This window comes from Mesorhizobium sp. P2_E10 (assembly GCF_056404235.1).
The window spans coordinates 214284-236099 of record NZ_JBFUEK010000004.1; the positions used below are offsets into that span (position 1 = coordinate 214284).

The window sequence follows — 21816 nt, forward strand, 5'->3', positions numbered from 1 at the left end:
CAGGGCAAGCGCGCGCCCCCTAAAGGGGCATTCTTCAAGCAAGCAAAAGCCGGCCGAGATGGACCGGCAGGACTTCGTTGCGATACCAGGCGCTGGCGATCGGATCTGTGGCCGGTGAGGTGCCGTCGCGGGCGACAGCCAGAGCGGGCGCGATTCCGTCCCGGGTCAGCTCCTTGCCGAGCAGCGCCTTTTCGGCGGCGATGGCGCGCAGCGGCCGGTCGGCCATGCAGCCAAGCGCGATCCGCGCCGAGGACACGGCGCCATCCACCGCCTGTTCGACCACGGCTGCGATGCTCAGCACGGAGACGCCTTTCGGCTTGACCCTGGAGATTTTCAGGAAGCGAAAGCTGCCTTGCGCCGGAATCGCGAAACTGACCGCGGTGACGATGCCCCGGCTGTTGTAACGGCTGGCCAGGAATTCCTCGATCGGCAACTCGCCATGATCGGTGCTCACCGTCGCATCCAGCGCCAGCAGTGAGACAGTGAAGTCGCCATAGGGCGTCGGTGCGAAGAGATTGCCGCCGACGGTCGCCATGTTGCGGATCGCCGGACCACCGACAGCGCGCGCGGCGCGGGCCAGCGGAGCCAGATCCGGGTGGCGGGCGATCGCCGCCATGGTCACCGAGGCGCCGATGCGGGCCTTGCCGCCGGCAACGGCAATGGTCGAGAGCGAAGGGTCTGTCAGGCGCACAAGGCTCGAGACCGAAACATCGCCTTCGTTGGCCGCGCGGACCACGAGTGTACCCCCGCCGAGATAGCGGCTGCCCTGGGATTTCAGCGCCGCATTCGCGTCCTTCACCGTCGAGAAAGTCTGCAATGCAAGCGCCATGACCGGCTCCCTTGTTTGCGCTCAGCCTTGGCCGGCAAAGTGGCTCTTCAGCGCGTTGAAGCCGCCCTGGAAGACATTGGTTCCCATGCCTTCAGCCACCTTTTCCGCGTCTTCGGGCGCGGCGTCGAAGCTCGCCGTCCATTCGGCATAGGTGCGGTCGCCGTCGGTCACCCGCCGCAGCTGCAGCGTCGCCTTGTGGTTGGTGATCGGCTGCGGCGTTTCGAGAATGGAGTAGCTGACGAGGAAATTCGCGTCGGAGAAGTCGAGCAGCTTTTCGCGGATGCGGGCGCCGCTGGCGAGCTGGAAGTTGCGTACGCAGCCGATGGTGCCGGCATCCTTGCCGTCCTCGATATGGCTTTCGACCATGCGCGGGTGCCAGCTCGGCAGGCCGTTGAAGTCGCGTATGCGCGCCCAGACCTTTTCGACCGGCGCGTCGATGACGCTGGAGATGGTGACTTTCGCCATATGATGGTTCCCTTGCGCGTTTTGCTGCCCGGCAAGGTAGGGCGGCGGCAGTGCCGCCGCTTATCAATCAGTCTTCAAAGCTTATCGATGCGTCTGAAAATGCTGACCGGGCTCAGCTGATTGCCCGCGCCGCCTCGCGGTAGAGCGTTGGAGGCACGCCGACATGGTCGCGGAAGAAGCGCGAGAAATTGCCTTGCGTGGTGAAGCCGAGATTGCAGGCAACCGAGATCAGCGGCTCCTGCGACCACTGCAGCTGGCGCACCGCTTCCTCCATGCGCAGCGTGTTCCAGTAGACGTTGGGCGTCAGATTGGTCTGTTCCTTGAACAAGGCGAAGAAATGCGGCCGCGACAGGCCGACGCTGCGCGCCACCTCGTCGAAGCAGATGCGCTCGCAGACATTGGCCTTCATCAGCTGGATCGCCTTGCGGACGCGGAAGTCCTGCATGGTGTGGACGCGGGCGCGCACGGTCTGTGGCGCCGAGGCGTCGGCGGCATCGAGCACACTGTCGATGAAGCGCTCGATCTCGTAATTGGCGATGTCGTCGATGCTCTCATTGTCGCTCAGATGATCGAGCAGATTGCCTGCCGCCTGGTGCAGCCATGGCTCCAGCGTGATCGCAGGTACCGAAAACAACGGCGCGGACGAAGGCATGTCGCGGCGGCGGCGCGCCCAATCCGGATCAATGTAGAAAGCGAGGAACAGGCCCGGCGTGCCGTCGCGCGACAGAGCGTGGCTGTGCGGCTCGAAGGAATTGATGCCGGCGGCAGTGCCGGGGCCGAGCCGCACCGTCTGGCGGCCGATGGTCATTTCGCCGGCTGTGCCTTCCAGCCAGATGATGATATGCGCCTCGACATGGGCATGGGTGACGAAGTCGCTGGCGACATTCAGGACAGAAACATGTCCGAACCGGCCCCAATAGAGCCTGATCGCTTCCGTCATGGGTATATCCTCCCGCAGGCGACTGGCCTCCCTTCGCCTGCCGGGGATAGTGCGGCGCGTGTCGTGCCCGCGTCAAGGCACATGGGTGCGACCGGTGATTCCCGGGTGCCATGGCGGCGGATTTTCAGACTGAGCGATAGGACGGCCTACGCCGGCGCCGTCGCCTTTATTCTTCGCGCCTGAAGTTGCGGAGCCGGTCGAACAGCACTGCCATCAGGATGGCGCCGCCGATGAACACGCCTTGCCAGAAGGCATTGATGCCGAGCAGGCCGAGGCTATTGCGGATCACCTCGATCAGCGCCGCGCCGACGATGGCGCCGAAGGCGGTGCCGACGCCGCCAGCCAGGTTGGCGCCGCCGATGACGGTGGCGGCAATCACCTGCAGCTCCATGCCGGTGCCGAGATTGGTGGTGACGGCGCCCAGCCAACCGGTCTGGATGACGCCGGCAATGCCTGCGGCCAGTGCCGAGATCATATAGACCGCGACCTTGATCTGGCGCACCGGAACGCCGGTCAATGTCGCCGCATGCTCATTGCCGCCGATGGCGAAGATGTGGCGGCCAAATTTCGTCCAGCGCAGCGTGAAGCCGGTAATCAGCGCCAGCAGGATCATGTAAAGCACAGGGTTGGCAATGCCGAACACCCAAGCGCCGCCGCCCAGCGCCAGAAGCTTGTCGTGGTCCGGTCCGAACTGGAAGACGACGGTGTTGTTGGAGGCCACCATGGCCAGGCTGCGCGCGATCGACAGCATGCCGAGCGTCACCACGAAGGGTGGAAAGCCGAGATAGGCGATCAGGATGCCGTTGAAGGCGCCGATGGCCAGCGCCGTGCCGATCGAGGCAAGAATGCCGATCTCGATGCTGTAGCCGGCATGCATGGTCACCGCCAGCACCATCGAAGACAGGCAAAGCACCGAGCCAACCGACAGGTCGATGCCGCCGGTGATGATGACGAAGGTCATGCCGAGTGCGATGATGGCGACGAAAGTGATGTTGCGGGTGATGTTGTAGAGGTTCTTCGACGTGGCGAAGGCGTCGGTGGCAAACGACAGGAAAATGCAGGCGAGGATGACGGCGATCACCACCCAGAAGGTCTGGCTGGCGAATATGCGCGAGAAAATAGTGTGCTGTTTCTGCGCGATCGTCTGGTCAAGGGTGACTGCCATTATCGACCTTTCTTGCCGGCGATGAGCCGCGCCAAAGTGGCGAATTCCTGATTTGCCGCACTCATGCGACTTGCTCGATGGCGCCGGTGATCAGCCCGGTGACTTCCTCCGGCGAACTCGATGCAATCGCCTTGTCGGCGACCTTGCGGCCGCGGCGCATGACGATGACGCGGTCGGCAACGTCGAAGACGTCGGGCATGCGGTGGCTGATCAGCACGACCGCAATGCCCTGGTCGCGCAACCGGCGGATCAGGTTCAGCACTTCTGCAACCTGCCTGACCGAGATCGCCGCCGTCGGCTCGTCCATCAGCACGATCTTGGCCTGCGACAGCCTGGTGCGGGCGATCGCCACGGCTTGCCGCTGGCCGCCGGACATCTGCTTGACGAGGTCGCGCGGGCGGGTTTCCGATTTCAGTTCGGCAAAGATCTGGCCGGCGCGCTTGTACATCGCGGCATAGTCGAGAATGCGAAACGGCCCGATGCCGCGGCGCAGTTCACGGCCGAGATAGACGTTGGCGGCGGCGGTCAGATTGTTGCACAGCGCCAGGTCCTGGTGGACGATCTCGATGCCGTGCTGGCGTGCTTCCACCGGCCTGTGCAGGATCAACTGCTTGCCGTCCATCTGCATGGTGCCATGGCTGGGGGGGAAATTGCCGGCGATCATCTTGACCAGCGTCGACTTGCCGGCGCCGTTGTCGCCCATCAGGCCAACCACCTGGCCAGGCTCGATCGACAGCGACACATCGTTGACCGCCTGGATGGCGCCGAAATGCTTTGAAATATTGGTGAGTTCGAGAACCGCCACCAGCCTTTTCCTTCCCCATTCTGCCGGGCAGTTGTTCTGCCTCAGGCTCGCTCTTTCCAGCTCCTCCCGGAAACGGCGATAGCGTTCTTTTACGCAAAAGCCGGCGCGCGTCAATCAATTGCGGACCGAATTGAGGCACTTCTTTTTCTAAAAATCAGTTTTGTAGGACAAATAGCATTGACGTTGGCGGCGAGCCGATATTAGCTAAGCATCGGAGGAGAATAGTCGATCCCCGATGCTGGTTGGAAGAAGGGATCGTCGGAGGTTATGGGTCAAGGATTGGGCACCAGCTTTTTTGCCGGGCCGGTTCTAGGCCGCATCTGAAAATACTTATCGACCTGGCTTGATGACATGAGCGCTCGCAAAACGACCCTCTGTCATCGCGCATCCGGGTTGATCTGTGTGGCGGGCACGCCGTGTCCGTCTGTTTCAACGGGAGGACTGACATGAGGAAATCACTATTGCTCGCCGCTGCCGCCGTCATGGCGCTGGGCGCCGGGCCGGCTTTGGCCAAGAAACAGCTCGTCATCGTCGTGAAGGGTCTCGACAATCCGTTCTTCGAAGCCATCCATCAGGGCTGCGAGAAATGGAACAAGGAGAACGCCAGTTCGGAGTACGAATGCTTCTACACCGGTCCGGCTTCGACCTCTGACGAGGCCGGCGAAGCCCAGATCGTGCAGGACATGCTGAGCAAGGCCGATACCGTGGCGATGGCGATTTCGCCGTCCAACGCACCGCTGATCGCGCAGACGATCAAGACCGCCAATCCAACGATCCCGATCATGACGCTCGACGCCGACCTCAGCAAGGAAGATGCGGCGCTTCGCAAGACCTATCTCGGCACCGACAACTATCTGATGGGTCATAAGATCGGCGAGTACATCAAGAAGGGCAAGCCGAACGGCGGCACGATCTGCACGATCGAGGGCAATCCTGCGGCCGACAACATCCTGCGCCGCGCGCAAGGCATGCGCGACGCACTGTCGGGCAAGGAAGGCCTGGCGGCGCTGGCCGGCGAAGGTGGCTGGACCGAAGTTGCCGGCTGCCCGGTGTTCACCAATGACGACGGCGCCAAGGGCGTGCAGGCGATGACCGACATCCTCGCCGCCAACCCGAAGCTCGATGCGTTCGGCATCATGGGCGGCTGGCCGCTGTTCGGCGCTCCGCAGCCCTATCGCGACCTGTTCAAGCCGTTGGCCGACAAGATCGCCAGCAACGACTTCGTCATCGGCGCCGCAGACACGATCGGCGACGAAGTGGCGATTGCCAAGGACGGCCTCGTCACCGCGTTGGTCGGCCAGCGTCCGTTCGAAATGGGCTACAAGGCGCCGTCGGTGATGATCGACCTGATCGAAGGCAAACCTGTCGCCGATCCGGTCTTCACCGGCCTCGACGAATGCACCAAGGATACGGTCGACACCTGCATCCAGAAGTAGGCCGCGATTTCGGGGCGTCCGTTTGACGGGCGCCCCGTCACATCGGTTTCAATGACAATGGACGAAGCAGCATTGTCGGGGCAGCAGCTCCGGCTTTCGCATGCCCATGGTTTCGTATTTTCGGCGAAGATTTCGGCGGGTGCGGACAAACTCCGGACAATCTCCCGCGACAGATAGCCGACGCACTGGAACGTGGATGCCGGACGAAAAATCAAGAAAGCGACGCGCCCGGGTCGATGCGCTGGCCAGCCTTCCGGCTGCCGTTCGTCGTGCCGATGCCACGAGGGTTCCAGGTTCGAGCGTGCATGCCTCGCTGGCCCATGAGATTGGTCTGCGGATCGTGCGCGGCGACTATCCGCCGGGAACCATCCTGCCCAATGAAGCCAAGTGGTCCGAGACGTTCGACGTCAGCCGCTCGGCGGTGCGCGAGGCGATCAAGATGCTGATGGCGAAAAGCCTTTTGGCATCACGCCCCAAGATCGGCAGCTGGGTCGAGCCGAAAGAGCGCTGGAACCTGCTCGATCGCGATGTGCTCGCCTGGTATGCGACAGCGCCGGACCGCGAAGCGTTCCTGCGCACCGTGCAGGAATTCCGCCACATCATCGAGCCGGAAGCGTCCGCCTTCGCCGCCGTGCGACGTTCAGAAGAGCAGATGGCCGAGATCAGCCAGGCCTGCCGCGAGATGGGGGAGGCGACAAGCCTGCAGGCGCGTACGCGCGCCGACACGCGTTTTCACCTCGCCATCCTGCGAGCATCGGGCAACGACCTTTTGGTGCCGCTCGGCGTGCTGATTGAATCGGCGCTCGATCACCTCTTTGTCTTCGTCACGCGCGAAACCAGCGACCAGCGGCACGCGCAGAAGCTGCATGAGGCGATCGAGAAGGCCATCCGCCTGCAGCAACCCGCTGCCGCGCGCAATGCGGTGCACCGCCTGCTTGCGAACACCGACGACATTGTCCGCCGGTCGCGACGCTGACGCTGGTCGGCGCGCTCAAATCGTTTGCTTCTTGCCGTCCTTGCTGGGCATCAGGTCGACACCGTTGACCTTGCCGATATGTGTCGCCAGCATAGGCACGAATTGTTCGGCCGGACCGGTGGCATGGGCGCCGGCGAACGAATTCTTGGTGGCATTGCCCAACGGGTTGGCGATGCTTGCGGCACCCGCCATCGATTCCAGGTAGGTGAGATCCTTGAAGGCGTTGGCGATTGAGAATTTGTGGGCGTCGCGGTCGCCTTCCAGCGTCCAGCGCATGAAGGTCTGGTAGAAGCCGCAATCCATGCGGCCGTTGCGGATGACGCTGTCGAAACGCGCCGGCGAAATGCCAACCTTTTGCGCCAGCGCCAGCGCCTCGGAATAGATCGCGGCATAGCCCAGCGAAATGAAATTGTTGAGCAGCTTCATGCGGTGGCCATCGCCGGTGCCGCCAATATGGACGATGCGTCCGGCCCAGGTTTCGATGACGGGCTTCACGCGCGCAAAAAGTGCATCAGGCGCGCCGACCATGGCGTCGAGCGTGCCTTCCCAGGCTTCCTTGGGGGTGCGGCTGAGGGGGGCATCGACAAGATCGACACCGATATCCTTCAGCTCGGCCGCCAGTGCCACCGTCGACACCGGATCGGAGGTCGAGCAGTCGACGACCACCGAACCCTTCTTCAGGCCCTCCTTGAGGCCGCCGGGGCCGCGGATGATGGCCTCGACTTCGCGCGACCCGGTGACGCAGATGAAGACGATATCGGAGGCTGCGGCGACGTCGCGCGGGGTCGACGCTTCCGTGGCGCCCCGGCCAAGCAGATACTCCGCCGGCTTGCGGTTCTTGCGGCCGAGAAAGGTCAGGGAATAGCCTTTGTCGACGATGTTCTTGGCGATCCCATGCCCCATCAGGCCAAGCCCGATGAAGCCGATCTTCTCGCTCGCGGCAGTCGTGTTCATATCGTCCGTCCTGTCTGGATTATTGATAATTGCCCTGCTGTTTTTGCCGTATGCGGTTGCAGAATGCAATATTGTCTGACAATACACAAAAATCCTTCGAGATGTGGAGACCCAAAATGACGAAGCGGATCATGTTCACCGGTGGCAGCGGCAAGGCTGGGCGTCACGTCGTGCAGTACCTGGTCGAGCAGGGCTGCCAGGTGCTCAATATCGACACCAAGCCGCTCGACAATCCCAAGGTGCGCACGCTGATCACCGACATCACCGACAGCGGGCAGGTGTTCAATGCGCTGTCGAGCTATATGGGCCTGCACGAGTTCGATCCGTCGCTGCGCCCGCAGCCGGTCGACGCCGTGGTGCATTTCGCCGCCATCCCGCGCATCATGATCACCACCGACAACGAGGTGTTCCGCATCAACGCGATGGGCACCTACAATGTCATTGAAGCGGCGGTGAAACTCGGCATCCGCAAGGTGATCATCGCTTCCAGTGAGACGACCTATGGCGTGGTGTTCGCCAACGAGCCGCGCGACCCCAAATATTTCCCGCTCGACGAGGCGTATGACGTCGATCCGATGGACAGCTATGCGCTGTCCAAGGTCGTCAACGAGCACACGGCGCGCGCCTTTGCGCAACGCAACGGCACCGACATCTACGCCTTGCGCATCGGCAACGTCATCGAACCGCATGAATATTCGCTGTTTCCGAAGTGGTTCGCCGATCCGGGTTTCCGCAAGCGCATCGCCTGGAGCTATGTCGACGCGCGCGATCTGGGCCAGATCACGCTGCGCGCGGTCGAGAAGGACAGGCTCGGCTTTCAGGTGTTCAACGCGGCCAATGACGACACCTCGTCGGACCTGCCGACAGCCGAGCTGTTGAAGCGGTTCTATCCTGATGTGCCGGTCAAGGCCGAACTCGGCGAATATGAGACGCTGCTGTCAAACCGAAAGGCGCGCGATTTGCTCGGCTTTCGGCCCGAACACAGCTGGCGCAAATATGTCAAGACGGCCTGAGAGGGAGCGCATCGCCCGCAATCCAATGCTGATCTGTGCATAGAAGCGGGCTTTGCGGCCCAGCCCGTTTCGCCGGCTTGACAGTTTTGGGAATCCAGACTTTGTGGATGCATGCCGGACGGGAAGCCGAATAAGACAAAAGCGCCTACCAAGGCGGCGCCTGCCGAGCACCCCGCCGGTGTTCGTCGCGCCGACTCGACACGCATGCCCGGCTCAAGCGTGCACGGGTCGCTGGCCAACGAGATTGGTCTCAGGATCGTGCGCGGCGACTATCCGCCGGGAACCATCCTGCCCAACGAAGCCAAATGGTCCGAGACCTTCAATGTCAGCCGCTCGGCGGTGCGCGAGGCGATCAAGATGCTGATGGCGAAAAGCCTTTTGGCATCGCGCCCCAAGATTGGCAGCTGGGTCGAGCCGAAGGAGCGCTGGAACCTGCTCGATCGCGATGTGCTGGCTTGGTACGCGACCTCGCCCGACCGCGAGGTTTTCCTGAAGACCGTGCAGGAGTTCCGCCACATCATCGAGCCGGAGGCGACCGCCTTTGCCGCGATGCGGCGGACCGACGCGCAGATGGCCGAGATCAGCCAGGCCTGCCGCGAGATGGGCGACGCCACCAACCTGCAGGAGCGCACCCGCGCCGACACGCGCTTTCATCTCGCCATCCTGCGGGCCTCCGGCAATGATTTGCTGGTGCCACTCGGCGTGCTGATCGAATCGGCATTCGACCATCTGTTCGCCTATACGACGCGGGAACTTGACGATCTGCAGCACGCGCAGAAACTGCATGAGGCGATCGAGAAGGCCATCCGCCTGCAGCGGCCGGATGCGGCGCGCAATGCAGTACGCAAATTGCTCGCCAACACGGATGGTGTCATCCGATCCAGGTAGCTGGTACTCAGCCGGCCGGTGATGTTGCCAGATGCTGCCGGGTCAGGCCGATCAGCAAGGCCTGGTCGCGGGCGGCGTGTTCGGGCGGATTGACCACCGGCTCGCCATTGACGATGGCGCCCCAGAAGCCGCGCATTTCCTCGACGAAGGCCTCGCCGTAGCCGGCGCGCAAATCCCTTTTCGACAACGTGTGACCGTCAGAGGTCTTCACCGTCAGCCGGGTCGGATGGTGGTTGAGCCAGGGCGAGGGGAATTCGAGTTCGAGGCTGGCATCGTCGAAGAACAGCGTGATGCGCTCCTTGTAGTCGGCAAGCTTTGGCACCGTCAGATGCGTCATGGTCCATAGCGCCTGGCCGCCGAGCAGTTTCACCGCGCCCTGGCCACCATCGCCATTGGCGAAGATCTGCGCGCCGACGATGTCGCCATCCGGCACGCCGAGCGCATCGAACAGGCCATGGACGGCATTCACATCGTGAATCAAGGCCGAGCTGTAAGCACCGGTAAATCCACGGAAAGCCAGATCGGTCAGCGGCACTCCAATGGCCCGTTCGACCTGCTGCTTCTGCTTGGCTGCGGCGGCAGCGATCAGCTCCTTGGGAATGTCGGTGCCGCGCTTATATCGGTGATGGGCGATAAACGGCCAGGCATCGGGATCGTTGACCTCGACCGAGACCGAACGCAGCGTCCCCGCCGTGCCGGGCAATGAGGCGAGCGCCAGCCGGTAGCTCGGATCGAAGCGTTTCATATAGCCGACCTGCATGACTTTCTTGGCCGCATCGCGCGCGGCGACGATCTCGGCGATCTCGGCCGGCGAGTAGCAGAGCGGCTTTTCGCAAAAGACGTGCAGCCCGCGCGCCAGCGCCGCCAGAACCTGTTCGTGATGCAGCGGGTCAGGCGAGCCGATGACGACCGCGTCGAGGCGTCGGTCGAAGAGCTGGTCGATTGTCTCGAAATTGGCGATGCCACTGACATCGGTGACGAACTCGCGCGAAATCCGGGAGGGATCGGCGACGCCGACAACCTCGAACAGATCGTTGAGCCGCAGCAGATTGGGGATATGCTCGACCTGCGAAATCATGCCGGCGCCGATGACGCCGACTCGTATCCTGCTCATGCTGTTGCTCGCTGCAAAATGGTCTCGGCTCAGGGTGCTGCGGCGGGCCGGTTGCCGATCTGGGCCAGCAGGCCGGCGATCTCCGCTTCGACCGCCTTCAAATCCTCGCCGCCCGACATGATCGAGATCACCTCGTCGCGCGAGATGTCCGCCTTGGCGTAGGTGCCGCGATTGCGCCCGCGATTGAGCAGCGTGAAGGTGTCGCCGACCGGGTAGGCGTGGTGAATGTTGTGGCTGATGAAGATGACGGCGAGACCACGCATGCGCGCCTCGATGATGAATTTCAGCACCATCGCCGCCTGATGCACGCCAAGCGCCGAGGTCGGCTCGTCCAAGATCAGCACGCGGGCGCCGAAATGCACGGCGCGCGCAATCGCCACCGACTGGCGCTCGCCGCCAGACAGCGTGCCGACGGCCTGCGTCGGGTCGCGCACGTCGATGCCGATATCGGCCATCGCCTGGCGGGCAATGGTGTTGGCGCGCTCCTTGTCGATGCGCGAGAAGGGCAGGCTGCTCTTCGTCGGCTCGCGGCCGAGGAAGAAATTGCGGGTGATCGACATCAGCGAGATCATGCCGAGGTCCTGGAAGACGGTTGCGACGCCCAGATCCTGCGCATCGCGCGGGCTGCGGAAAGACACCGGCTTGCCGTCGACGAGGATTTCGCCCTTGGTCGGCCGGTAGACGCCGGACAGCACCTTGATCAGCGTCGACTTGCCGGCGCCATTGTCGCCGAGCAGGCAGTGCACCTCGCCCGGATAGACCTTGATGTCGATGTCCTGCAGGGCGCGCACCGAGCCGAAATTCATCGAAACGCCGCGCAGTTCCATGGCTGGCTGGATGGTTTGGGCCGCTTCGGTCATTTGCCGCCTCCGCGCCCGAGCGCCTTCAGGCGGATGTAGTTGTTGACCAGCACGGCCATCAGAATGACGATGCCGAGGAAGACCTTGAACCAGTCGGTGTCGATGCCGGTGTAGAAGATGCCCATCTGCACGAGACCGAAGATCAGCGCACCGAACAGTACGCCATAGACGGTGCCGTAGCCGCCGGTCAGCAGCACGCCACCGATGACGGCGGCGATGATCGCCTCGAACTCCTTGAGCAGGCCGCGCGTGGTGTCGGCGGAGCCGGCTTCCATGACCTGGATGGTGGCGAGCAGCGTGGCCGCGCAAGCGGTGTAGATGAAGAGGGCGATCTTGACCCGGTCGACAGGCACACCCACGTTGCGGGCGGCGATCAGGTCGCCGCCGGTGGCGAACATCCAGTTGCCGTATTTGGTCTGGGTCAGCACATAGCCGGCAAGTGCCGTCAGGCCGAGCCACCAGACGATCGACATCGGGATGCCGACGACGAAAGGGATGCCGTCGCTGCGGGTGGCAATCCAGCCCTGCGCGCCCATCCAGTGGAAGAAGCCGGTGAAGAGATGGCCGTTGAACAGGCCCGCCGTTGCCGGATCCGGCGCGCCTTCCAGGATATAGGGGATCTGCGTGCGGCCGGTGACGGCGCGGGTGATGCCAATCGACAGGCCGCGCAAGATGTAGAGCGACGCCAGCGTGACGATGAAGGAGGGCAGGCGGGTCTTCACCACGATCAGGCCGTTGAGATAGCCGGTGAGGATGGCCACCGCAAAGGCGCAGGCGATGCCGCCCCACAGCGGCAGGCCCCAGTATTTGACAGTCAGGCCGATGACGACGCCGGCAAAGCCGACCATGGAGCCGACCGAGAGGTCGAACTCGCCGGCGATGATGAGAAGGGCGGCGGCGGTGGCGACTATGCCGAGTTCCGCCGACAGGGTCAGGAAGGTCATCGAGCCCTGCAGCGAATAAAGGTTCGCCGCACCCGGCAGCAGCGCAAAGATGATGATGGTGGCAAGCAGTCCACCGGCCGCACCCGCTTCCGGCCGGCGCAGCCACTGGGTGAGCTTGCCGGCGCTGGCCAGCCGCTCGTCGGCGCCGGCGGCGCGCTTCGACGTCATGCCGAAACGGTCCGTCGCCTTCAACTCAGCTGGAGGTATCGCCTTGTCTTCCACAACCGCCATTAGGCTCCCCAATCGCTCAATTCGCAATGTCGACCAGACACCGGGGAGGTCGCATTTTGCGCTTCCCCGGTTGGCTTGGTTTGCCTGACTAGCGGATGCCGTCCTTGGCCAATGCGAGGATGGCCTTGGCCTTTTCGGGCGAGTCGATGAACAGCGGGCCGGTGTAGGAATTGTTCTGCGGCCAGAAGCCATGCGTGGCGTGCTCGACCAGATAGATGACCGGCAGGTAGCCCATCAGATATTGCTGGGCGTCCATGCCGAAGCCCATCTCACCGGCAACGACGGAATCCAGAACTTCGGGGCTGATGTCGAACGTGTAGAGCTTGATCTTGCCGAACAGTTCCTTCTGCCGGAAAAGCGGGATCAGCGGGTTGGCGGCCGTGGCGCCGAGGGCGAAGACGGCCTGGGTGTCGGGATGCGCCGACAAATAGGCTTCGGTGCGGCGCTGGACGTCGGCCGGATCGGGCGACACGGCCAGAACCTCGGTGCCGCCGCCGGACGGCTTCAGGCCATCGTTGAGGCCCTGGCAGCGCTGGTCGAGGCTGACATTGCCGACTTCGTGGTTGATGCAGACGACCTTCAGCGTGCCTTCCTTGGCCAGCCGCTCGCCGGCCTTCTTGCCGGAATCATATTCGGAAACGGTGCCGACATAGAGCGTCGTGCCGAGTTCTGCGCCTTCCTTTTCGCCGGAATCGAGCACCACCATCGGAATGTTGGCGGCCAGTCCGGCCTTGACCGATTTGCCGAGCGCATTGGCATCGGCGATCGAGACGGCGATGCCGTCGGGATTGGTGGCGATTGCGGCGTCGAGAAGCCGGGCCTGCTCGACCACGTCGAAGACCTGCGGTGCATAATATTCAACCTTGGCGCCGGTGAGTGCTGCCGCGTCATCGACGCCGCGCTTGACCACCGACCAGTAGGGATCGGACGCCGAGCCGTGCACGACGAAGGTGATGCGAACATCCTTCGGGTCCTTCAGGCCGGCGGCATGCGCCACGCCTGCTAGCACGCCCGCCGAGACAAGGGCGCCCAGTGCCATTTTCAGAACAGTATTCATGTCATTCTCCCATTCACCGTTACAGTTCTTGTTCTCACACGTTTGTCGGTCGCGTGCCCGGCTCACGTCGCGGATCGGCTGGCCACTTTGCGGGCTTTTGCCGATGCCGATTGCTGTTCGCCTGCAGCGCTGCCGCGGCCTGTTTTTGTCGATCGCCCTGCCGACAGCGAGGCGCGCAGTTCCTCGCGCAACGGCTTCATGCCGATGATGTCGAGCGGCTGTGCGGCCAGCCAATCGCGAAAGCGCTGGTCGCGAAACAATTCATACTCCTCGGTGCGGATATAGGCCGCCCGCGGCTCGATGAGCTCGAGTTCGCCCGGCGCGTTGAAATGCAGGCAAAAGAAGGTCAGGCCTTCGCGCACGCCCTCGACCAGCGCCTTGTAGGCCGGTTCGACCGGCCTGGAGCGAGGGCGGCCCCATGTCGTCTGAATGGCGGCATCGAAGATGACAAGGCCGCTGGCGCGCGCCTGCGCCACGCCGCGCTGGAAGGCTTCCTCGGTAACACCGACCAGATTGTCGTTGGGCGAATAGGCGGCCAGCGTTTTGGTCAACAGGACAGGCAACCGGTATTCCAGACCGAGCCTGATGTAGATGTCGCAGAATTCCGGCGACAGCGCCGCGCCCATATGCGCGTCGAGGTGGGTAACATCGATGCCGGCGCGATAGGCGGTGTCTATCTGGGCGCGGAGCTCGGTCTCGACGGCTTGCGGCACCGCCTTGCGGCGGGTTGTCGCCACATCGGGCCAGAAGAAGCCGAATTCATCGGTCAGGCCGGCCGCGCGCGACGGCGCGGTGAGCGGCCGCCATTTATAGTGCTGCTTTTCACTGTTCAGCGTCAGGTGAACGCCGAGGTCGAGCTTGGGGTCAGCGGCGGCACTTTCGGCCATTTCGAGGAACCACGGGCAAGGCACCATCACCGCGCCCGAACTGCATACGCCCAACCGGCTCAATTCGAGGAAAGCGCTGTTGGCGCCGTGGCACATGCCGACATCGTCTTCGTGCAGCACGATCCTGCGGCCGGAGGCGGCTCCCCTCATGGACGGCCCCTAGATCGCCGGCAACACGGCGCTTCGGGTCTTCCAAAGTGTGTCCCGTCTTGCATGGAACCCGACCGTTTGCCCAACTGGCCGGAATGGAACGCCCAAAGCGGCCTTTCCGACAGGGCCACTTTGCCGAATTCGGATGGGTACGATTTTCCGGTCAGGCACGACGATTGACCCTCTCGGTTGCCCGCAATCGGAACCACAGGCGCCGCGGATGGCTTGGTCAGATCGCGGCGGAGTGGTTCTTTCAAACAGTATCGGTGAGCGTACAGCTGTCCACACCATCAAAGGACGGAGGCTGCCATGTACAGTGCCGGTGAGGAAGAAATCGAAGCCATTGCCAGGGTGATCCGCTCGGGCGCGCTGTTTCGCTACGGCAAGAACAGCGAATGCGACCGCTTCGAGGCCCGCTATGCCCGGCATCTTGGTGTCGAGCATTTCGCGCTGGCGGCCAGCGGTACCTACGGGCTCGCCGCCGGCCTGATCGGCCTCGGCATCGGCCCGGGTGACGAGGTGCTGGTTCCCGCACACACCTATATGGCAACGGCCACCGCGGTGCTGTCGGTTGGCGCCATTCCTGTCATCGTCGACATCGACGAGAGCCTGACCATCGATCCTATAGCTTTGCGCGATGCCATCGGGCCGCGCACCAAGGCGGTCATCCCGGTGCATATGTGGGGTGCGGCCTGCAACATGAACGCGATCATGGATATCGCGGCCAAACGCGGCTTGCTGGTGCTGGAAGATGTCTGCCAGGGCATTGGCGGCGGTTATGAAGGCCGCAAACTCGGCTCGATCGGCCATGCCGGCGCCTACTCCTTCAACTACTTCAAGAACATGACCTCGGGCGAGGGCGGCGGCATCGCCACCAGCGACCCTAAGGTGGCGGAGCGCGCGCGCTGCGCCATCGATCCTTGCCATTTCTACTGGCAGGGCCGCAGCGACAGCATCAAGCCGTTCGCCGGCATCGGCGCGCGGGCATCTGAGCTGATGGGGGCGATGCTCAACGTCCAGCTCGACCGGCTCGACGGCATCATCGAAGCGATGCGGGCCGAGAAGAAGACGGTGCTGGCAGGCACCCGACATCTGGGCAATCTCGGCCTGATGCCGTCGCCGATGAACAGCCCGGACGACGATTGCGCGGCGCAGGTGATGTACCTGCTGCCGAACGAGCAAGCGGCGCAGACGTTTTCCAAGACCATTCCCAGCGTCATTGCCGGCAAGACCGGCCGGCATAATTTCACCCAGTGGGATCAGGTGCTGATGCATGAGGGCGCGCACCACCCGGCGCTCAATCCCTACACGCTGCCCGAGAACAAGGGTCTGCGGCTGACCTATGCCGACGATCTAGGCAAGGGTTCGCTCGACATCCTCAACCGCACGGTGATGATCGCCATGAACCCGGCGCATGGCGATGCCGATATCAGGGATATGATCCACAACATCGACGCGGCGGCGCGCGTGGCGCTGGAAAACGCCTCGCTGGACGAGGTGGAGGTGCGCAACTCGGCGCCGGTCGATCTGCAGAAATTCGACAGCGTGAACTATTAGCCCTGCACAGTGATTATGACTCTTTGGCCGTATCGTTACTGATGGTCATTCGCGGTGCCGCATGGTGGCGTTTGAACTTACGGTAGGTTGTCTCGACGAGACCGATCGTCCAGCAGATGGGGCAACCGCGAAAAGCCACCATCGACACGCCAGCCAGGGCCAGCGAATAAAATGGATGTGGCACAGAGATCGATATCGCGTAACTCAAAGCGCTGATGCCGACAATACCGCGGACCAGATGTTCGACAAGACCATTGCTGGCGAACATTGTCTTGGGCGAGGCGGTAGATGACAGGTTCATGGGGTTCATAGAAATTCACCTCGCCAATTCATAGTGGTTCAATCAATCCAAGAGGTATTCACGTAGCAGGGCCCGGCTCCGGTGCAGTCGACCCTTGATGCTCTCGCGGGTGAGGTTCAGTGAAGCGGCGACCTCGTCGATCGTCATCTCTTCGATATCGCGCAGTATGATCACCTCGCGGTAGTGTTCGGGCAGGGATTGGATCGCGCGTGAAAGGTCAAGCCGGAGTTCGTCCAGCGACAAATGTGCCAGGCGGTCCACGTTGGCCGGATTCAGCAACGCGTCGTCCAGATTGTCCGGCTTTCCCATCGCGCGCATTGCCATGCGCAAACATTCGCGGCGTACCACGGCCAGCAGCCAGCCCGATATCGAGCCCAGTGCGCGCAGCGTTCCGACGCGGCGGTACAGTAGCCACAATGTCTCCTGCACCACGTCGTCAACGTCGTCGGAAGCGCTGCAGCTGCGCCGCGCATATCGCCGGATGTCTCGCTGTGCGAGGTCCAACAGAGCCAAGATGGCGTGCTTGTCACCATTGCGCGCGTCGTCAACCAGAGCCAGGTCATACTTCGGCGTGTACATGCGGGTGCCCTACTTCGCAGTGTCGAGGCGGCGGTTCGCGGCATCCAAGCGGCGACCCGCCATGGCACACATGGGACAAAAACCGATAAAGCCGGTGAGCAGTGTGCTGACGCCGACGCCAGCAATCGCATAGCCGATCACAAGCCCACTTAAGCCCAGCAAGCCGCAGGCGATCATAGCCAAACCGGCAACGACACGAACCACGCGTTCCCATCCAGGTACATTCTTGACATAAAGCACGGTAAATCCCCCAAAGTTGCAAGCGCAATGGCACGCTCGAAAGGTAAGAGGGCTGGGAATGCAGTTTCGGTTCGCGTCGTTCTAAAAGTATTTCAACAGCGCCATTTCCAGGTCACCCCGCCCTCGGTTCATCAGAGGGTTCTGTGCAGAGGTACTAGCTCCGGTCGAGCCTCACGAAAGCAGCGCGCAGCGCCAGCACGGCGCGCAAAATCTGGCGTTCATCCATCGCCGCATAGCCAAGCAGCAGGCCGTGTTCGGGCTCGCTCGAATGGTAGTTGATGGAGATGCCTTGTACGTCGAGCCCTTCCTTGACGGCGGCGGCGACGACGTCGCTGTCCTTGTAGGGCCGGACGAAACTTGCCAGCAATTGCATGCCGGAATCATTTTCGGTGACGGTCAGCCACTCGGCGAGATGCTCCTGGCAGAGTTTGACGAAATTCGCCTGCCGGCGCGCATAGAGCCGGCGCATGCGCTTCAGATGCGTGGCGAAATAGCCTTGCGTGATGAAGTCGTTGACCGTCGCCTGCAGGATCAGCGGCGCGAACTGGCCGGTGATCGAGACCGCCCTGTCGAAAGGGACCGACAGTTCGCGCGGCACGATGAGATAGCCGATGCGCAGCGCCGGGATCAGCGTCTTGCCGAAGCTGCCGATATAGACGACGCGGTCGGCGTGATCGAGCCCGCGCAGCGCCGGCACCGGCCGGCCGCGGAACCGGTATTCGCCGTCATAATCGTCCTCGACGATCCAGGCGCCATGACGCTCGGCGATGTCGAGCAGCTGCAGCCGCTCCTCGATGCGCATGATGGTGCCGAACGGCCACTGGCAGGACGGCGTCACATAGATCAGCCGCGGCGGCGGCAGTTCCGGATCGGCCAGGTGCCAGCCGCGCCGGTCGACCTTCAGTGGCGCCAGCCTGGCGCCGCTGGCGAGGAAGGCGCTCTTAGCGCCGAGATAGCCGGGCTCCTCCATCCAGACGGTGTCGCCTTCGTCCATCAGGACGCGCGAGGCGAGATCGAGTGCTGCTTGCGCGCCGGTGACGACGATGACCTGGTCGGCGGTGCAGTTGATGCCGCGCGACAGGCTGATGGTCGAGGCGATGGCCTGGCGCAGGCCGGGATGGCCGGCAAAGGAGAGATAGCCGAGCAGGCTTTCGTCGCGGCTGCGCGCATTGCGCACCAAAAGGCTCGACCAGATGGTGAAGGGAAAGGACGCCGTCTCCGGCACGCCGGGATGGAAATTGATGACGCCTTCATTGCGCGGCGGTTGCGGGCCGTTGACGATGGTCTGGCCGCGCCGCGACAGTTTTTGCGGCGTTCCCAGCCCGGTGCGCAACGACGCCAGCGGCCGCTTCTGCTGGATCGGCGCCACCCAAGTGCCCGATCCGGCGCGCGCCTCGATGAAACCTTCGGCGAGCAGCTGGTCGTAGGCGGCGATGACCGTGTTGCGCCCGACCTTCAGATCCTCCGCCAGCGAGCGTGTCGACGGCAGTAACGTGTTCTGCTGGATCTGGCCATCGAGGATGAAGCGCCGCAAGGCGCCGTAGATCTGCCGGTGCATCGGTTCTTCCGACGCGCGGTCGACCGACATGATGTCGAGGGAGAGGCGCATGTGGTCGGCCAAGGGGCTAGCTTCCGACAAATCGTGCGGCGCGGGCGATCTTTTCCTCGTTGAGCCGGCAGACCGTATCGAGCACCCGCCGCCGTGTTTCGGGGCGAACCTCGCGGCTGTTCTTCAGCGCGCGGTGCACGGTGGCGGCGCCGAGTTCCGCCTTCTTGGCGATCTCGCGGATGGTGCAAAGCCGTTCCATGCCAAGTGCAGCCTCGAAAGCCATATCGCTTCTCCGTCGCGACCTGCGCATCAAGGCACGGCTTGCGGCCAGCCTCAAGCTTGAAAGTCCAGGCCCCAAAAAACCGGCGCCCAAGAATTCTGCGATCCGCGCCGCCACGGGAGCAAGGCGGCGCGGATCGCCGGGCGCTTCGCGTCGCTGCCCCATCGAGGCGCGCGCCCAATTGGCCGACCATCCGCCCCCCGGCGCTGGTCAGGCCATCTCTCGTGTCACCACCTCGAAGCCGGCCTTGCGGGCGGTGTCGAGCAGCGAGGCATAACCCTTGCTGGCATAGGTCAGCGGATGCGCCTTGGCCGGGTCCTGCTCGGCCTCGACGACGATCCAGCCTTCGTAGCCGCGCTGGGCAAGCGGCTTCAGCAACGACAGGAAATCGACCGCGCCGTCGCCGGGCACCGTAAAAATCCCTTTCATCACCGCGACCATGAAGCTCACGTCCTCGCGCCGCGCCTGTTCCAGCACCGGCAGGCGGACGTCTTTGCAATGGAAATGCACGATGCGGTCGAGATGCCGTTTCAGCAGCGAGGCGGGGTCGCCTCCCGAAAACAGGCAGTGGCCGGTGTCGAACAACAGGCCGACGCTTTCACCTGTCGCCGCCATCAGCCTGCCGATCTCGTCGTCGGTTTCGACGATGGTGCCCATGTGGTGGTGGAAGGCCATGCCGACGCCGAACGCGGCCATGCGGTCGGCAAGCCTGGTGAGCTTTTCGCCATAGGCCTGCCATTCGCCATCGGCGAGGTGCGGACGCTCGGAGATCGGCGCGAAGATGCCGTCATGACGGCCGCGCGAGGTGTCGGCATAGACGACGACCTTGGCGCCAAGGTCGCGCAGCAGCGTCAGATGCGGGGTGACGGCGGCGAATTCCTCGTCGACGGTCCGGTCGAGGATACGGCCGTCATACCAGCCGGAGACGAGTTCCAGCCCATAGGAGGACAGGATCGGCCCAAGCGTGGCGCTTTGCCGGGGGAATTTTCCGCCAAGTTCGGTGCCGCGATAGCCGGCCTGCGCGGTTTCCGACAGGCACGTTTCCAAGGGCGTGTCGCCGCCGAGTTCGGGAACATCGTCATTGCTCCAGGTGATGGGATTGATGCCGATCTTGACCGTCATGCCGCCACTTTGCAGGCTTGGGGGAACACAATGCCGAGGCTGCAAACTGGCGGGAAAGAGGACCTGTCACTAGGTCCAGTTGAGGCGAGTTTGGTAGAACCAATCGCTGGAGCCACGGAAGAGGCCCTTGTGGCGCTGCCCGTCGCCGCGAATGCGCCGATAGTGGTGCTGGTCGACTTCCAGAACCGCGGACAGGAAACGCCTTGACCCCAATCGTCGCCAACCAGGCGAGCACCCCCGGCATCGACAGTTCCTATGCCTGGATGCGTCTCGCCATCTCGATGCTGCTGGCGACGATCGGCGCGGTCGGCATGTGGGCCGTGGTCGTGGTGCTGCCGGCCGTGCAGGCCGAGTTCGGCGTTGACCGCGCCGCGGCATCGATGCCCTACACCGCAACCATGGTGGGCTTTGCCGCCGGCAACGTACTGGTCGGCCGTGCGATCGATCGCATGGGCTATTGGATCCCGGCGCTGATCTCCTCGGTCGCACTCGCCGCCGGACTGCTGCTCGCGGCGGCGTCGACGTCGATCCTGCAATTCACCCTTGCCCAGGGGGTGCTGATCGGTCTCGGCTCATCGGTGATCTTTGGACCGCTGATCGCCGACATTTCGCATTGGTTCAATCGTCGACGCGGCGTCGCTGTCACGGCGGCAGCGGCTGGCAATTACCTCGCCGGAGCACTGTGGCCAACCATCATGCCGACGCTGATCAAGACGGAAGGCTGGCGCTTCACCTATGCCGCCATCGGCGTCTTCTGTCTGGTCACGATGATACCGCTGGTGCTTTTGCTACGGCGCCGTGCTCCGGACGCGGCAGCGGCCGGTTCGCCTGGAAGCCGGGCTGTGCAGCCGATTTCCATCTCGCCGGCGGCACTGCAAATGCTGCTGGTCGTCGCCGGTCTCGGCTGCTGCGTGGCGATGTCGATGCCGCAGGTGCACATCGTCGCCTATTGCATGGATCTTGGCTACGGCATCGCGCATGGTGCCGACATGCTGTCGATCATGATGGCGGCGGGCGTTGTCAGCCGGCTCGCCTCCGGTTTTGTCGCCGACCGCATCGGCGGCGTGAAAACATTGCTTATCGGTTCCGTGCTGCAATGCCTGTCGCTGCTGTTTTACATCCCGTTCGACGGGCTTGCCTCGCTCTATGTCGTGTCACTGGTGTTCGGCCTGTCGCAAGGCGGCATCGTGCCTTGCTATGCCATCATCGTGCGCGAATACCTGCCGGCCAGGGAAGCTGGCCAGCGCATCGGCACCGTCATGATGGCGACCATCCTCGGCATGGCGATCGGCGGCTGGATGTCGGGCTGGATCTACGACCTGACCGGCTCCTATGCGGCGGCCTTTCTCAACGGCATCGCCTGGAATCTGTTGAACATCGCGGCGATGGTGCTGGTGCTGTGGAAGGCGCGGCGCAGCGCTTTGGCGATGGCCTGAAGCCGGGCTGGCGGACGGGGCTGCCGTGCGTTCGCTTG

Annotated in this window: 23 protein-coding genes; 6 read left to right on the top strand and 17 right to left on the bottom strand. The window is 63.3% G+C overall.

All coding sequences use genetic code 11. From position 1 onward, the window contains the following. Positions 1-34 precede the first annotated feature (34 nt). The 5 genes from AC1D0N_RS12995 to AC1D0N_RS13015 form a co-directional block, all read right to left on the bottom strand. The gene (locus tag AC1D0N_RS12995; protein WP_477244398.1) at positions 35-829 is read right to left on the bottom strand and encodes an FAD binding domain-containing protein; all 795 of its coding nucleotides are present in this window, start codon (positions 827-829) and stop codon (positions 35-37) included. Between the two features lie 21 nt (positions 830-850). Beyond that, positions 851-1294, bottom strand: a complete 444-nt coding sequence (locus AC1D0N_RS13000) for an SRPBCC family protein (RefSeq protein ID WP_477244399.1) — start codon at positions 1292-1294, stop codon at positions 851-853. Positions 1295-1406: 112 nt separating this feature from the next. After that, complete coding sequence (locus tag AC1D0N_RS13005) at positions 1407-2234, bottom strand: AraC family transcriptional regulator (protein ID WP_477244401.1); 828 nt, start codon at positions 2232-2234, stop codon at positions 1407-1409. Between the two features lie 166 nt (positions 2235-2400). Further along, the gene (locus tag AC1D0N_RS13010; protein WP_477244403.1) at positions 2401-3399 is read right to left on the bottom strand and encodes an ABC transporter permease; all 999 of its coding nucleotides are present in this window, start codon (positions 3397-3399) and stop codon (positions 2401-2403) included. Positions 3400-3460: 61 nt separating this feature from the next. Further along, complete coding sequence (locus tag AC1D0N_RS13015) at positions 3461-4204, bottom strand: ATP-binding cassette domain-containing protein (protein ID WP_477244405.1); 744 nt, start codon at positions 4202-4204, stop codon at positions 3461-3463. Positions 4205-4650: 446 nt separating this feature from the next. Between AC1D0N_RS13015 and AC1D0N_RS13020 the strand changes: the two genes are divergently transcribed. Together AC1D0N_RS13020 and AC1D0N_RS13025 are read left to right on the top strand one after the other, a co-directional pair. Next, positions 4651-5640: a sugar-binding protein gene (locus AC1D0N_RS13020; protein WP_477244407.1), complete on the top strand. Its 990-nt coding sequence runs from the start codon at positions 4651-4653 to the stop codon at positions 5638-5640. A 196-nt stretch (positions 5641-5836) separates the two neighbouring features. Further along, complete coding sequence (locus AC1D0N_RS13025; RefSeq protein WP_477244409.1) at positions 5837-6616, top strand: FadR/GntR family transcriptional regulator; 780 nt, start codon at positions 5837-5839, stop codon at positions 6614-6616. Between the two features lie 15 nt (positions 6617-6631). On the opposite strand, the gene AC1D0N_RS13030 is transcribed toward AC1D0N_RS13025, so the two are convergent. Further along, on the bottom strand, positions 6632-7570 hold the full coding sequence (locus AC1D0N_RS13030; RefSeq protein WP_477244410.1) for an NAD(P)-dependent oxidoreductase: 939 nt from the start codon (positions 7568-7570) through the stop codon (positions 6632-6634). A gap of 116 nt (positions 7571-7686) precedes the next feature. On the opposite strand from AC1D0N_RS13030, the gene AC1D0N_RS13035 reads away from it, so the two are divergent. Further along, entirely contained in the window at positions 7687-8583 is an 897-nt protein-coding gene (locus tag AC1D0N_RS13035; RefSeq protein WP_477244412.1) for an NAD-dependent epimerase/dehydratase family protein, read from the top strand. A 111-nt stretch (positions 8584-8694) separates the two neighbouring features. Then, a complete protein-coding gene (locus tag AC1D0N_RS13040) occupies positions 8695-9471 on the top strand; it encodes a FadR/GntR family transcriptional regulator (protein ID WP_477244414.1) in 777 nt (258 codons plus the stop codon). 7 nt (positions 9472-9478) lie between these two features. On the opposite strand, the gene AC1D0N_RS13045 is transcribed toward AC1D0N_RS13040, so the two are convergent. The 5 genes from AC1D0N_RS13045 to AC1D0N_RS13065 form a co-directional block, all read right to left on the bottom strand. After that, positions 9479-10585, bottom strand: a complete 1107-nt coding sequence (locus AC1D0N_RS13045; RefSeq protein WP_477244416.1) for a Gfo/Idh/MocA family protein — start codon at positions 10583-10585, stop codon at positions 9479-9481. A gap of 29 nt (positions 10586-10614) precedes the next feature. Then, positions 10615-11445 carry an ATP-binding cassette domain-containing protein gene (locus tag AC1D0N_RS13050; RefSeq protein WP_477244418.1) on the bottom strand — a complete coding sequence of 277 codons (831 nt, stop codon included), beginning with the start codon at positions 11443-11445 and terminating at the stop codon, positions 10615-10617. Then, positions 11442-12620, bottom strand: coding sequence for an ABC transporter permease (locus AC1D0N_RS13055; RefSeq protein ID WP_477244420.1), 1179 nt, complete (start codon positions 12618-12620; stop codon positions 11442-11444). Before AC1D0N_RS13055 ends, AC1D0N_RS13050 begins: the two co-directional genes overlap by 4 nt. A gap of 88 nt (positions 12621-12708) precedes the next feature. Continuing rightward, positions 12709-13677: a rhizopine catabolism ABC transporter substrate-binding protein gene (locus tag AC1D0N_RS13060; RefSeq protein WP_477244422.1), complete on the bottom strand. Its 969-nt coding sequence runs from the start codon at positions 13675-13677 to the stop codon at positions 12709-12711. A 62-nt stretch (positions 13678-13739) separates the two neighbouring features. Then, positions 13740-14714, bottom strand: coding sequence for a polysaccharide deacetylase family protein (locus AC1D0N_RS13065; protein ID WP_477244424.1), 975 nt, complete (start codon positions 14712-14714; stop codon positions 13740-13742). Positions 14715-15023: 309 nt separating this feature from the next. Between AC1D0N_RS13065 and AC1D0N_RS13070 the strand changes: the two genes are divergently transcribed. Further along, positions 15024-16271 carry a DegT/DnrJ/EryC1/StrS family aminotransferase gene (locus AC1D0N_RS13070; RefSeq protein WP_477244426.1) on the top strand — a complete coding sequence of 416 codons (1248 nt, stop codon included), beginning with the start codon at positions 15024-15026 and terminating at the stop codon, positions 16269-16271. A 13-nt stretch (positions 16272-16284) separates the two neighbouring features. Here the strand turns inward: AC1D0N_RS13070 and AC1D0N_RS13075 are convergent, their stop codons facing one another. The 6 genes from AC1D0N_RS13075 to iolE all read right to left on the bottom strand — a co-directional run bounded on the left by AC1D0N_RS13075 (position 16285) and on the right by iolE (position 20342). Further along, complete coding sequence (locus tag AC1D0N_RS13075) at positions 16285-16581, bottom strand: hypothetical protein (protein ID WP_477244427.1); 297 nt, start codon at positions 16579-16581, stop codon at positions 16285-16287. A 33-nt stretch (positions 16582-16614) separates the two neighbouring features. Then, positions 16615-17151: an RNA polymerase sigma factor gene (locus tag AC1D0N_RS13080; protein ID WP_477244429.1), complete on the bottom strand. Its 537-nt coding sequence runs from the start codon at positions 17149-17151 to the stop codon at positions 16615-16617. A gap of 9 nt (positions 17152-17160) precedes the next feature. Further along, complete coding sequence (locus AC1D0N_RS13085; protein ID WP_477244431.1) at positions 17161-17391, bottom strand: YgaP family membrane protein; 231 nt, start codon at positions 17389-17391, stop codon at positions 17161-17163. A 154-nt stretch (positions 17392-17545) separates the two neighbouring features. Next, the gene (gene mocR, locus AC1D0N_RS13090) at positions 17546-19012 is read right to left on the bottom strand and encodes a rhizopine catabolism transcriptional regulator MocR (protein ID WP_477244433.1); all 1467 of its coding nucleotides are present in this window, start codon (positions 19010-19012) and stop codon (positions 17546-17548) included. A 4-nt stretch (positions 19013-19016) separates the two neighbouring features. After that, positions 19017-19223, bottom strand: a complete 207-nt coding sequence (locus tag AC1D0N_RS13095; RefSeq protein ID WP_477244435.1) for a LacI family DNA-binding transcriptional regulator — start codon at positions 19221-19223, stop codon at positions 19017-19019. Positions 19224-19430: 207 nt separating this feature from the next. Then, positions 19431-20342, bottom strand: coding sequence for a myo-inosose-2 dehydratase (gene iolE / locus AC1D0N_RS13100; RefSeq protein WP_477244437.1), 912 nt, complete (start codon positions 20340-20342; stop codon positions 19431-19433). Positions 20343-20605: 263 nt separating this feature from the next. Between iolE and AC1D0N_RS13105 the strand changes: the two genes are divergently transcribed. Continuing rightward, complete coding sequence (locus tag AC1D0N_RS13105; RefSeq protein ID WP_477245014.1) at positions 20606-21778, top strand: MFS transporter; 1173 nt, start codon at positions 20606-20608, stop codon at positions 21776-21778. Positions 21779-21816: the final 38 nt, after the last annotated feature.

Excerpts from the sequence above, each read along its gene's own strand:
- AC1D0N_RS13105 (WP_477245014.1), top strand. The coding sequence starts at position 20,606 with ATGCGTCTCGCCATCTCGATGCTGCTGGCGACGATCGGCGCGGTCGGC.
- AC1D0N_RS13025 (WP_477244409.1), top strand. The coding sequence starts at position 5,837 with ATGCCGGACGAAAAATCAAGAAAGCGACGCGCCCGGGTCGATGCGCTG.
- AC1D0N_RS13030 (WP_477244410.1), bottom strand. The coding sequence starts at position 7,570 with ATGAACACGACTGCCGCGAGCGAGAAGATCGGCTTCATCGGGCTTGGC.
- AC1D0N_RS13095 (WP_477244435.1), bottom strand. The coding sequence starts at position 19,223 with ATGGCTTTCGAGGCTGCACTTGGCATGGAACGGCTTTGCACCATCCGC.
- AC1D0N_RS13005 (WP_477244401.1), bottom strand. The coding sequence starts at position 2,234 with ATGACGGAAGCGATCAGGCTCTATTGGGGCCGGTTCGGACATGTTTCT.
- AC1D0N_RS13020 (WP_477244407.1), top strand. The coding sequence starts at position 4,651 with ATGAGGAAATCACTATTGCTCGCCGCTGCCGCCGTCATGGCGCTGGGC.
- AC1D0N_RS13045 (WP_477244416.1), bottom strand. The coding sequence starts at position 10,585 with ATGAGCAGGATACGAGTCGGCGTCATCGGCGCCGGCATGATTTCGCAG.
- AC1D0N_RS13000 (WP_477244399.1), bottom strand. The coding sequence starts at position 1,294 with ATGGCGAAAGTCACCATCTCCAGCGTCATCGACGCGCCGGTCGAAAAG.
- AC1D0N_RS13065 (WP_477244424.1), bottom strand. The coding sequence starts at position 14,714 with ATGAGGGGAGCCGCCTCCGGCCGCAGGATCGTGCTGCACGAAGACGAT.
- AC1D0N_RS12995 (WP_477244398.1), bottom strand. The coding sequence starts at position 829 with ATGGCGCTTGCATTGCAGACTTTCTCGACGGTGAAGGACGCGAATGCG.
- AC1D0N_RS13010 (WP_477244403.1), bottom strand. The coding sequence starts at position 3,399 with ATGGCAGTCACCCTTGACCAGACGATCGCGCAGAAACAGCACACTATT.
- AC1D0N_RS13070 (WP_477244426.1), top strand. The coding sequence starts at position 15,024 with ATGTACAGTGCCGGTGAGGAAGAAATCGAAGCCATTGCCAGGGTGATC.
- AC1D0N_RS13050 (WP_477244418.1), bottom strand. The coding sequence starts at position 11,445 with ATGACCGAAGCGGCCCAAACCATCCAGCCAGCCATGGAACTGCGCGGC.
- iolE (WP_477244437.1), bottom strand. The coding sequence starts at position 20,342 with ATGACGGTCAAGATCGGCATCAATCCCATCACCTGGAGCAATGACGAT.
- AC1D0N_RS13060 (WP_477244422.1), bottom strand. The coding sequence starts at position 13,677 with ATGAATACTGTTCTGAAAATGGCACTGGGCGCCCTTGTCTCGGCGGGC.
- AC1D0N_RS13040 (WP_477244414.1), top strand. The coding sequence starts at position 8,695 with ATGCCGGACGGGAAGCCGAATAAGACAAAAGCGCCTACCAAGGCGGCG.
- AC1D0N_RS13080 (WP_477244429.1), bottom strand. The coding sequence starts at position 17,151 with ATGTACACGCCGAAGTATGACCTGGCTCTGGTTGACGACGCGCGCAAT.
- AC1D0N_RS13075 (WP_477244427.1), bottom strand. The coding sequence starts at position 16,581 with ATGAACCCCATGAACCTGTCATCTACCGCCTCGCCCAAGACAATGTTC.
- AC1D0N_RS13055 (WP_477244420.1), bottom strand. The coding sequence starts at position 12,620 with ATGGCGGTTGTGGAAGACAAGGCGATACCTCCAGCTGAGTTGAAGGCG.
- AC1D0N_RS13035 (WP_477244412.1), top strand. The coding sequence starts at position 7,687 with ATGACGAAGCGGATCATGTTCACCGGTGGCAGCGGCAAGGCTGGGCGT.